Source organism: Simplicispira sp., from assembly GCF_028687295.1.
Classification (GTDB): Bacteria; Pseudomonadota; Gammaproteobacteria; order Burkholderiales; family Burkholderiaceae_C; genus Simplicispira; species Simplicispira metamorpha.
The window spans coordinates 1-11,051 of the sequence record NZ_JAQUAL010000107.1 but is presented as its reverse complement, the minus strand read 5'-3'; the positions used below and the strand labels follow the sequence as shown (position 1 = coordinate 11,051).

The following is an 11,051-nucleotide window of genomic DNA, read 5'->3' as shown; positions in this document are numbered from 1 at the left end:
TTGCACCAGCGCCTGCGCAGCGGCATCGACCACGCTGCGGCCTTTGTCCGCGCTGGCGGCAGCGGCGTTGCCCACGGCGCCTGCGCTGTGGTAGTCCTGCATGGCCCAGCCCATCTTGGCGCTTTTGCCGTTGCCCAGCAGGGCGTAGCGCTCGGCGCGGTCTTGCGAGGTGGAGCGGAAGTTTTGTGCCTGCGCCATGCACACGGTCTGGGGTGCCAGGTGCAGCATCATCGACGTTTCGATCTCGCCGCCGTGGATGCCAAAGCGGTGTTCCTCGGCACTGAACTGGCCCGCCACCGCCTCGGGCAGCGGCAGGCTGAACCAGCTGGCGCTATAGACCAGCAGGCCGCAGCGCTGGCGCAGCTCGCGCGCCACGATGTCCATCACGCTGACCTGGCCGCCGTGGCCGTTGAGCAGCAGCAGCTTTTGGATGCCCGCGCGGGCCACGCACTGGCCCAGCTCCGTCCACAGCGCAATCAGCGTGGCGGGCGTGAGCGTGAGCGTGCCGGCAAAAGCGGTGTGCTCGGTGCTCAGGCCCACCACCTGCGGCGGCAAAAACAGCACGGGCAGCTCTGCGGGCAGCCGGGGCAGGGCAGCGTCGATCACGCCCTGGAGCAGCGTGGCGTCCACCGACAGCGGCAGGTGCGGCCCGTGCTGCTCGATGGCGGCCACGGGCAGCACGGCCACGATGTCGGCGGCCGCGCCACTGGCCTGCCAGCGGGCAAAGTCGCGCGTGCTGCACTCGGCCCAGAAGCGCGTGGGCAAGGGCGCAGGCGCATCAGGGGATGGCGCGTTGGCAGCAGCCTGGGCAGGGGCTGTGGTGGCGGGCGGGTGGGCCGCAGCCACAGGGGCAGGGGCGGCAACAAGGGCAGCAGAAGCGGCAAAAGCCGCAGGGGCGGGCGGTGCAGTGGTCATGGCGACGATGGTAGTAGGCCGCGCGCCACTACCATCGCCGGAACCAAAGCCGCCCCCCCGCGCTCCCACCTTGCGACCATGCAGCCACACTCCACTTCCTTCTTTGCACGCCTTCTGGGCGCTCTTTTTTTTATAGCTGCTTGCGCCCTGTCCACGGGCGCCAGGGCACAATTTGGCACCAACCCAGCCCCAGCCACCGGCAGCGTGGTCAGTACGCCCCATGTGCGCGCCGAACTCATCGCCCATGCGCCCGAGGGCGTGGCGCCGGGCCAGCCGGTGTGGCTGGGCTTGCAGCTCACGCACCAGCCGCACTGGCACACCTATTGGAAAAACCCCGGCGACTCGGGCCTGCCCACGGCCCTGAACTGGCAGCTGCCTGCCGGTCTGGACGTGGGCGAGGTGGCCTGGCCAGTGCCGCAAAAAATCCGCGTCGGCACGTTGGCCAATTACGGCTACGAGGGCCAGGTGCTGCTGGCCGTGCCGCTACAAGTGTCGGGCGCGTTCAAGCCGCCGCTGGTGGGCAGTGCCGCGCAAACGCTGGAAGTGCGCCTGCACGCCACTTGGCTGGTGTGCCGCGTCGAGTGCATCCCCGAAGAAGGCAGTTTTGTGCTGCAACTGCCCCTGCGCGGCTCCACGGCGCTGCACGGCACAGCGTTTGCCCAGAGCCTGGCGGCCCAGCCGGTGGCGCTGCCAGGCGAGGGCACCGTGCGCGCCGAGGGCGATCGCCTGCACATCCGCGTGACCGGCCTGCCCGCTGCGGCGCGCGGCCAGATGCTGGAGCTGCTGCCCGAAACCCCCGCCGTGCTGCTGCACGTGGCAGAAGCGGGCAAAGACTGGACGCAAGCCTGGCAAGGCGATGTCTGGACGGCCACTGTGCCGCTCTCGCCCGAGCGCGGTGACAGCACGGCCACCTTGCCGCTGGTGCTGGCGCTGGCCGATGGCGCCGCGCCCACGGCCAGCACGGACACGCAGGCCAGCGCGCGCGCCTGGCGCACCGTGGCCACCGTGACCGCACCGTGGACGCAGGCCGCCCCGCGCGCCGAGGTATCGCCCGCGCTGGCCGCTGCGCTGGCGGCCAACCAGGCCGCAGCGCAGGCGGCACAGGCCGGGGCCACGTCCACGGCGCTGCCCGGCGCCAGTGCCTCGGCCAGTGGCTTGCTGGCGGCGCTGCTGGGCGGGCTGATCGGCGGGCTGCTGCTCAACCTCATGCCCTGCGTGTTTCCGGTGCTGGCCATCAAGGTGATCGGCTTTGCCCGCCACGGCAGCAACCGGCGCGCCCACCGGCTGGCGGGCCTGGCCTATACCGCAGGCGTGGTGCTGTCGTTTGTGGCGCTGGGCGGTTTGCTGCTGGCGCTGCGCGCAGCGGGCGAGCAACTGGGCTGGGGCTTTCAGCTGCAATCGCCTGCGGTGGTGGCGGCGCTGGCGGCGCTGTTCACGCTGCTGGGGCTGAATCTGGCGGGGGTGTTCGAGTTTGGCCAGTTTGCCCCCGGGCGCCTGGCCACGTTGCAGGCCCGCCACCCGGCGGCCGATGCTTTCTTGTCGGGCATGCTGGCCGTGGCCATTGCCTCGCCCTGCACGGCGCCGTTCATGGGCGCATCGCTGGGCTTTGCCATCGAGATGCCCGCCGTGCAGGCGCTGGCCGTGTTTGCTGCGCTGGGCGTGGGCATGGCCCTGCCCTACTTGGCGGCCAGCTGGCTGCCCGGTGTGGCGCGCGCCCTGCCGCGCCCGGGGCCGTGGATGGCCACCTTCCGCCACGCCATGGCGTTTCCGATGTTTGCCACGGTGGTCTGGCTGGTCTGGGTGCTGGGCCAGCAAAGCGGCATCGATGGCGCCAGTGCGCTGCTGGCGCTGCTGGTGGCGGGCAGTGCGGTGGTGTGGTCGCTCACGCTGCGCGGGCGCGCACGCTGGGCGATTGCTTCTGTATTGATAGCATTCAGCGCATGGCTGGCGGGCGCTATCGGCCAAAACATCACCCAACCCGCAGAGCAGGCCCTGCTGGCCGCAGCGCCCGGCACGGATGCAGGCACCAGCGCAGGTAACGGCGCAGGCAGCGACCGCAGTATCGGCACAGGCACTGGCAGCCACAGCGGCACGGGCACGGACGGCCCCAGCCCCGCCAGCGCCCGCTGGCAACCGTGGTCGGCGGGGCGCGTGGCCGATCTGCTGGCGCTCGGCCAGCCGGTGTTTGTCGATTTCACCGCCGCCTGGTGCGTGACCTGCCAATACAACAAGCGCACCACGCTGGCCGATGCCGACGTGCTGGCCCGTTTTGCCACGCACCGCGTCGCCTTGCTGCGCGCCGACTGGACGCGCCGCGATCCGGCCATCACGGCCGCGCTGGCGCAGCTGGGGCGCAGCGGTGTGCCGGTGTATGTGCTCTACGCCCCAGGCCGCGCGCCCGTGGTGATGACCGAAATCATCCACCCCGGCGATGTGTACAAGGCGCTGGCGGCGCTGTAACCTGCACCGGCCAGCCGCCCCCCCTGCGCGCTGGCCGCACCGCCGCGTGGCCAGCGCGCCCCAGCGCCCCGGCGCCCCTTGCTGCGCACGGCCTCTGCTCGGCCTGTGCGCGTTTTTCCACCGCTGTTTTCATCCCCACCATGCCCCACACCAGCCCCGATACCGACACGCAAGCCATCCTGCACAGCCTGCGCGACTGCCGCACCATCGCCGTCGTCGGCCTCTCGCCCAAAGCGCACCGCGACAGCCACCATGTGGCCGAGTACCTGCAACAGCAGGGCTACCGCATCGTGCCCGTCAACCCACAGGCCACGGAGATTTTGGGTGAGCGCTGCTGGCCCTCGCTGACCGAAGCGGCGCAGCACGAGCGCATAGACCTGGTGGACGTGTTCCGCAACAGCGCCGATGTGCCGCCCATTGCCGACGAGGCCATCGCCATCGGCGCGCGCGCGCTGTGGTTGCAACTGGGCGTGCGCCACGACGAGGCCGCCGCGCGCGCCCGCGCCGCCGGGCTGCTGGTGGTGCAAGAGCGCTGCACGCTGGTAGAGCACCGGCGGCTGCAAGCGGCCGGGCAACTGCCGGACGCCTGATTGCCGCACAACGTCAATCCTTGAGCGCAGGCTGCTGCGGCAGCAACTGGGTGTAGCCACGCACCAGCCAGACCAGGCGCTCAAACACCGTGGTGGCACCGAACAGCGCCGCCAGCGTGGTCTGGCTGGCGTGGGCGGCTTCTTGCAGCGCTTTCTGGCGCAACTGGCTCATGGTGTCAGAGCGGTCGCTGGCCAGCGCCTGCAACAGGGCCAAGTCCTGGGCGGCGCAGGTCTGGGCACCATCGTGCAGGGTCAGCAGCAAAAAGTGCATGGCCTCGCCCATGCGCTGCACCACGGCCTGCACCGGCCCTCCAACGCCGTCCAGCGCGCGGGTGGCTTGCAGGCTTTCATCGAGCTGCACCAGGCCATCGCGCAGGTCGTGCAGCAAGCGGTTGCGGGCCTGCAAGTTCAGCATCCGGTCCAGCCCCTGCCTATCCTGGCCGTTGTGCATCAGCACGGCCAAAAACTCATCGACCTTGCCCGCCACCGCGCGGTCGCCCACGCGCACGGCCACTGGGGCCACACCGCGCGCGGCGTCGATGTGGCTGAGGTAATCGGGCAAATGGCCCAGCAGCCGCAGCTGCTCTTTCTCGACCAGATCGAGGGCGGTTTCGGCATCGTCCAGCGCCTGCTCATACAGGTACTGGGGCTGGGACAAGGTCTCTTGCACGCTGGGCGGCGAGAGCTGGTGCAGCCAGCGCACCAGCCGCTGGCCCAGCACCGTCACGGCCAAGGCGCCCACCACCTGGTAAAGCAAAAAGACCCAGGCCGCTTGCAGCGACACCTGCTCCGACACCTGGCGCACCAAGGCCAACACCAGCGGCACGCCCAGGGCGTGCTCCAGCACCAGCAGCAGCACCATCAACAGAGCCGCAATCAATTTGAAACCGATTTGCAGCAGCGCCAACTGGCGGCCTGTGCCGTGCAGGTTGGTCGTCATCAGCCACAGGCTGGCCGCCGACCCCGCACCAGCGCCGTAAATGACGATGGCGGTTTGCTCCATGCTGATCAGGCCGATGTGCGTCATGGCCACGGCAATCACCGATACGGTGGCAGACGATTGCAGCACCAGCGTGATGGCCGCCCCCGCCAAAAACAACAGCACCCCGTACTGGCCCGCCAGTTGCAGCCACAAGCGCACCTCTTGCAGCTCGCGCAGGGGCGCCGCCCCGTTCTTGATGAACTGCAAGCCCAAAAACAGCAGGGCAATGCCCAGCAAAGCCCCGGCAGGGTGGCGCCAGCGGCTGGATTTTTCTACATCCAGGTAAAAGGCCAGCCCCACGCCACCCAGCAGCAACAGCACCGGGATGTGGATATCCACCGTGGCCACCAGCACCAGCGCCGAGGTACCCACATTGGCCCAGGTGACGATGGGGATGGCCTGGCGCACGCTGATCAACCCCGCCGCGTTCATGCTGGTGAGGATGAAGGTAACGGCATTGGTGCTCTGGGTCAGCGCACCGGCCACCACGCCCAGCAGCGCACTCTGCCAGGGCCGCGCCACGGCCCGCGCCACCAGCAAGCGAAAACCGCGTCCTGACATCTGCTTGAAATGGCTGCCAATGAATTTGACGCCGACAAAAAACAGCCCCAGGCCGGCCAGCATGGCGCTGATCATCTCTGCCAGCATGGAGCACCTTGCAGAAGGGAGCAGACACAGAAAGGCGACCGCACACAGGGGCGGCGCCGCGCAAGAAGGTGGCAGTGCATCCGAGAAAAAACGGCTGGCGAGGAGAAAAAAGCAGGTGGCCTGCGACAGCGTTCTATGTAACCGCGCTGTGTGTCAGTGGTGTGTCAACGGCTTTCGCCCTGCTGGCGCGCCACGGCCTGCCCCGAGCACACCAACGACACCCGTTGCAGGTGAAACATCTCCAGCGCCGGACTCAGGAAGAAGCCCACTTCCCAGGGGTTCTTCAGGATGAAGGAGCGGCGCACCTGCTCAAACAACGGGCAGCTGGCGGGCACCTGGTGGGCCTGCATTTCCATGATGGTGTAGTTCCATTCAATGGACTGCTCGAAGGTGAACTTGGCGCGCTCGTCAATCGTGAAAAAACAGCGCGGGTCGCGCCGCAGCTGCTGCACCTTGAAGCTGTCGGGCATGGAAATCAAAAACACGTCGTCTTGCGCCGTGGACAAGAACGCCAGCACCGTGGTGTGCGGCTGGCCCTGCGCCAGGGTGGTGAGCACGCCCACCTTGTTGTCGTTGTCTTTGGGCTCCACGGGCGGGATGCTGTGCAGGGGGCTCAGGGGCAGGGCGCGCTCGGGGCGGCTGTCGGCGGGAAAGGCATAGCCCGGCGCCGTGAACCCATCGACCACCTTCACGCCGTGGATGAGCGCGTATTCCAGCGGCTCCAGCAGCACCCAGTTGTCTTCGGCGGCCAGCACCCGGCCTTTGTAAGAGGTGCGGTACACGCGCAGTTCGGCGTCCAATTCATCAATGCCGGTGCGGTTGTCCAGGTGTACCGTTACCAGCGAACCCAGCGCCAGCGCGTGGCCGCGCGGGATAAAAATCTGGAGCTGGTTATTGCGTTTGGGATAGACCACGCCAATGTGGTGCACCACCCCGGTGCTTTGGTAGCTGGCCACAATGCCCAGCAGTTGTTCGTTCAGGTAGTCGCGCAAGGCCATGGTGCTCTCCGGTAAGGGCTGCGCCAGGGGGCGGCGAAGCGGCTGGAGCATCTTAAAACTTGCGGACTACGGTTGGTGCGGCGGCCAGCGCGGCCACCGCTGCGCTCACAGGGCCAGCACGATTTTGTCGCCTGCCGCGCGCGAGCAGCAGGCCATCAGGCGCCGGTTGGCGGCACGCTCGGCCTTGGTCAGCACCTTGTCGCGGTGGTCGCCCTCGCCCTCCACCACGGCCACTTCGCAGGTGCCGCACAGGCCCTCGCCGCAGTCGCAGGGCACATCAAAACCGGCCGCTTGCAAGGCTTGCAGCAAGGTCTGGTCGGCGGCCACGGTGACGCTGACATTGGAGTCTTTCAGCTGCGCCACAAAAGCGTGCTCTTTGCTCGGGTCGAGCACCGCGCTTTCGGCACTGAAATGCTCAAAGTGCAGCACGTTGGCGGGCCACTGCTCGCTCAGGGTTTCGAGCGCGGCAATCAGGCGATCGGGGCCGCAGGCATAGACGCGAGTGCCCTCGTCCACCGTGGCCAGCAGGCGGCCCAAATCCATGCGCTGGCCATCGGCCTTGATGTACAGGTGCAGGTGGTCGGCGTGGTCTTGCTCCAGGCGCGCCAGCAGCGCCATGTGCTGGCGCGAGCGCCCGGCGTAGTGCAGTTCATACGACTTGCCCAAGCGGCGCAGGCGGTCGGCCATGGCCACCATGGGCGTGATGCCGATGCCACCGGCAATCAGCACAAAGTGCCGGGCCGATTCGTCCAGGCCGAACAGGTTTTTCGGGCCCGACAGTTGCAGCGTGCTGCCCGCAGCGATGTGGTCGCAAAAGTGCTGCGAGCCGCCGCGCCCCTGGGCCTCGCGCTGCACCACCACTTGCAGGTGGTGGCGGTCGTCGGCGCGGCCACACAGCGAGTATTTGCGCCGAAAGCCCCCGGCAATCAAATCCACGTGCGCGCCAGCCGTCCAGGCGGGCAAGGTGCCGCCCTCGGGGTCGGCCAGCACAAAGCGCAGCAGGTCGGTGCCTTCGGCGTGCTTTTCGCGCACGACCACGGTGCGGGCAATGCTGTCTTTGGCCGGGGGGCCGATGTAGAACGGCGCCGGCTCTTGCATCGCGCCGGGGCGCACGCGCTCGGGGTTCTGCGCCGGGTCCCACTGCACCCACAGCTGCGCCGGGCCACGGAAAGAGGTGTTGGGCAGAAACTCGAACTGCTGGCCCTCCACCAGGCGGATGTGCGGCAGGCGCCGGACAAACTCCTCCAGAAACACGCGCATCTGCATGCGGCCAATGTTTTTGCCCATGCACTGGTGGGCGCCGTAGCCAAACGTGAGGTGCTCGACGGCGTTCTCGCGGTACAAGTCCACCTCGTCGGGGTTCTCGAAGTGCCGGGTGTCAAAGTTGGCCGATGCCTGCACCAGCAGCAGCTTGCTGCCTTGGGGGATGGCCACGCCGCCCACGGTGGTGTCGGCGGTGGCCATGCGGCGCCAGGCAATGATGGAGCCCGCCACGCGCAGGCATTCTTCGACCGCGTTGGGAATCAGGGCCGGGTTGGCGCAGATGGAGTCCCAAGCCTTGCGGTGCGTCAGCAGCGTCATGAAGGCGTTGGCCGTGGCATTCGAGGTGGTTTCGTGCGCCGCCGCCAGGATGGCCATCATCATCGACTGCAAATACGAGGCGGTGACGATGTCGGGGTGGCGGTGGTGCTGGCGGATGCTTTCGTACATCCAGCCCTCGCCATCGGGCTGGGCCATCATGTCGGCCAGGATTTTCTGGGCCACCTGCCAGAACTTGCCCACGTTGTCGGCAATCTCCAGCTGCTCTTGCGGCGTCGGGCGCCCCCAGGTGTTGAGCGTGTGCGCCACGGCAAACTGGCGCAGTTGCTCGGCGCCCTCGTCGGGCACGCCCAAGAATTTGAGCGCGATGTTCAGCGGAATCTCGTAGAACATCTCGGCCACTAGATCGGCACGGCCCTGGTCGATGAAGCGGTCCATGTACTGGCGTGCCAGCGCCCGCACTGTGGGCTCGTAGTCCATCAGGCGCTCGGGCAAAAAGGCATCCGTCAGCAGGCGGCGGCGCGCCATGTGGTCGGGCTCGTCCTCGTTGACCATGGTGCGGCGCATGGCGTAGCCGTAGCCTTCCAGAATCTGCGCCACCTCGGGCGTGGCCGGGGTGATTTTTTCCAGCGCCACCGAGGGAGAGAACAGGATGTTGTCGCGGAACACGGCCTTCACGTCCTCGTAGCGCGTGACCACCCAGTAGCCCAGTTGCGGGCTCCAGAACACGGGCTCCTGCTCGCGCGCCCAGCGCAAATACTCTGCCGGGGCCTGCATGTAGGCGCCCTCAAACGGGTTGAAGGCAGCGCCCCCGGCACTGACGGGGCAGCCATTGGGCGCCGCAGCGCACGCCAGGGCTTGGTGGTCGATGGGGCAGCGGCTGGCGCTGGCAAGGGACTGGTCGTTCATGGCGTGAATCCGTGCGAAAGGTTGTTTGCGTAAGCATATTACGCAAAGCGTACAAATCAGACCCGTATTTCCACTTACCCCCACGCGGCCCTGGCGCGCGCCCATTCAGCCGGGTTGAAACCCCATGTCCGCGCTGATGTCCTGCGCCTCGCGGATGATTTGCGGGCAAATCCGCCCACCCGGGCGGGCATCAAAGCCATTGCTGGCCCCCAGGGCGGTGAGCACCGCACAGACATGGCCGCGCGCATCCAGCACCGGCGCGGCCACGGCGCTGATGCCGCGCAGCAAGGTGTCGTGGATGATGGCGCAGCCCTGGTCGCGCACCTGCCTGCGCAGCCGCGCCACGGCGTCGGGCCCGGCCAGCAGCGAGCGCTGCTCCTCTGAGCCCGCCGCAAACTCGGCATCGGCCTGGTGCAGGATGCGGGTGTCGTTGGTAAAGGCCAGAAACGCCTGTCCCGTGGCCGACCACACCAGCGGCAGCACCGAACCGGCGCGGATGTTCACCGTCACCGGCAACGATGGCTCCTCAATGCGCAGCACCGTCGGCCCCAGGTTGCCCATCACGGCGATAAAGCAGGTCACCTCCAGCGACTCGCGCAGGCGCACCAGCGCGCCCTCGCCCAGGCGCACCGGGTCGCACTGGCGCAGCGCGGCCAGCCCCAGCCGGATGGACTCGGGCCCCAGGTAATAGTGGTGGGTGGCGGGGTTTTGCGCCACAAAGCCCTCTTGCACAAAGCTCGATAAATAGCGGTGTACCTTGGCCGTGCTCTCTTGCACCTCGGTGGCAATGGCCGTCAGGCTGGCGGCGCCGCCCAGCCGGGTCAGCGCCTTCAGAATGGACAAGCCGGTTTCTGCCGATTGCACGCGCTGGCGCCGGTTGCTGGCGGCAGGGGTTGGGGTCGAATGTTCCATGGATTCAAGTATCAGGGTAAACACGGGAACGTTATTACGCTATGCGTAATAACATGCAGCGCTTTATATTGCCCTTGGCAACTTCACAGGAAAAACTCCCGATGTCCAACCGTCGCCACATCACCCGTTTGTTTGCCGCGCTGGCCCTGGTCGGCGCCACCGCTGGCCTGGCCCAGGCACAGACGGCGCCCTTCCCCGCCAAACCCATCCGCTGGGTGGTGCCCTACCCGGCTGGGGGCGGCTCGGACTTTCTGGCGCGCACCATTGGCCAGCAGCTGTCCACCCAAGTGGGCCAGCCCATCGTGGTGGACAACAAGCCCGGCGGCAACACCGCCGTGGCCGCGTCGGACGTGATCCGCTCGCCCGCCGATGGCTACACCATTCTGTCGGCGGACAACGGCACCATGGTGTTCAACTCGGCGCTGTACGCCAAGCTGAGCTACAACCCGGAAAAAGACCTCACGCCCGTGACGCTGATGGGCAAGTTTCCGATGATTCTGGTGGTGCCACAGGGCTCGGACATCAAGGACGCCAAAGACTTCATCGCCAAAGCCAAGGCCAAGCCGGGCCACACCAGCTACGGCTCGGCGGGTGCGGGCAGCCCGCACCACCTGGCCATGGAGCTGCTCAAGGTCAACGCGGGCCTGCACATGGTGCACATCCCCTACCGGGGCGCAGCGCCTGCGCTGTCTGACCTGGCCGGTGGTCAGATCACCGCCATGATGGTGGACATGGCCGCTGGCGCGGGCTTCATCAAGGGCGGCAAGGCCCGCCCGCTGGCCGTGGCCAACCCCACACGCCTGCCCCAGTTGCCCGACGTGCCCACCTTTGCCGAGCTGGGCTACAAAAACGTGGAAGCCGCCGCCCAGGTGGGCGTGGTGGCCGCAGCGGGCACCCCTGCCGACGTGGTGGCCGCCCTGCAAAAACAGATCACCACGGCCATCCAGCAGCCTGCGGTGCGGCAAAAGCTGATCGACTTTGGCATTGAGCCGGTGGGCAGCACGTCGCAGCAGTACGCCGACCTGATCCGCACCGAAGTCAAGCGCTGGCACAAGCTGATCCGCGAGCAGAAGATTTCGCTGGATTGATCGGCATGCC

At 67.6% G+C, this 11,051-nt stretch carries 8 protein-coding genes; 3 read left to right on the top strand and 5 right to left on the bottom strand.

Annotation, left to right across the window (positions count from 1 at the left end; all coding sequences use genetic code 11):
* Positions 1-915, bottom strand: a 915-nt coding sequence (locus PHX69_RS11750; protein ID WP_288043864.1) for a creatininase family protein, incomplete at its 3' end; no start/stop codon positions are given.
* A gap of 78 nt (positions 916-993) precedes the next feature.
* Between PHX69_RS11750 and PHX69_RS11745 the strand changes: the two genes are divergently transcribed.
* A complete protein-coding gene (locus tag PHX69_RS11745) occupies positions 994-3,375 on the top strand; it encodes a protein-disulfide reductase DsbD family protein (RefSeq protein WP_288043863.1) in 2,382 nt (793 codons plus the stop codon).
* Between the two features lie 140 nt (positions 3,376-3,515).
* Positions 3,516-3,965, top strand: coding sequence for a CoA-binding protein (locus PHX69_RS11740; RefSeq protein WP_288043862.1), 450 nt, complete (start codon positions 3,516-3,518; stop codon positions 3,963-3,965).
* A 13-nt stretch (positions 3,966-3,978) separates the two neighbouring features.
* On the opposite strand, the gene PHX69_RS11735 is transcribed toward PHX69_RS11740, so the two are convergent.
* The 4 genes from PHX69_RS11735 to PHX69_RS11720 all read right to left on the bottom strand — a co-directional run bounded on the left by PHX69_RS11735 (position 3,979) and on the right by PHX69_RS11720 (position 9,953).
* Positions 3,979-5,595: a Na/Pi symporter gene (locus PHX69_RS11735; RefSeq protein WP_288043861.1), complete on the bottom strand. Its 1,617-nt coding sequence runs from the start codon at positions 5,593-5,595 to the stop codon at positions 3,979-3,981.
* Between the two features lie 164 nt (positions 5,596-5,759).
* Positions 5,760-6,593 carry a pyridoxamine 5'-phosphate oxidase family protein gene (locus tag PHX69_RS11730; RefSeq protein ID WP_288043860.1) on the bottom strand — a complete coding sequence of 278 codons (834 nt, stop codon included), beginning with the start codon at positions 6,591-6,593 and terminating at the stop codon, positions 5,760-5,762.
* 105 nt (positions 6,594-6,698) lie between these two features.
* Complete coding sequence (locus PHX69_RS11725; protein ID WP_288043859.1) at positions 6,699-9,041, bottom strand: cytochrome P450/oxidoreductase; 2,343 nt, start codon at positions 9,039-9,041, stop codon at positions 6,699-6,701.
* A gap of 105 nt (positions 9,042-9,146) precedes the next feature.
* The gene (locus tag PHX69_RS11720) at positions 9,147-9,953 is read right to left on the bottom strand and encodes an IclR family transcriptional regulator (RefSeq protein ID WP_119014909.1); all 807 of its coding nucleotides are present in this window, start codon (positions 9,951-9,953) and stop codon (positions 9,147-9,149) included.
* 101 nt (positions 9,954-10,054) lie between these two features.
* Here PHX69_RS11720 and PHX69_RS11715 point away from each other — a divergent pair, with 101 nt between their 5' ends.
* Entirely contained in the window at positions 10,055-11,041 is a 987-nt protein-coding gene (locus PHX69_RS11715) for a Bug family tripartite tricarboxylate transporter substrate binding protein (protein WP_119014910.1), read from the top strand.
* The last annotated feature ends 10 nt before the right edge of the window (positions 11,042-11,051 follow it).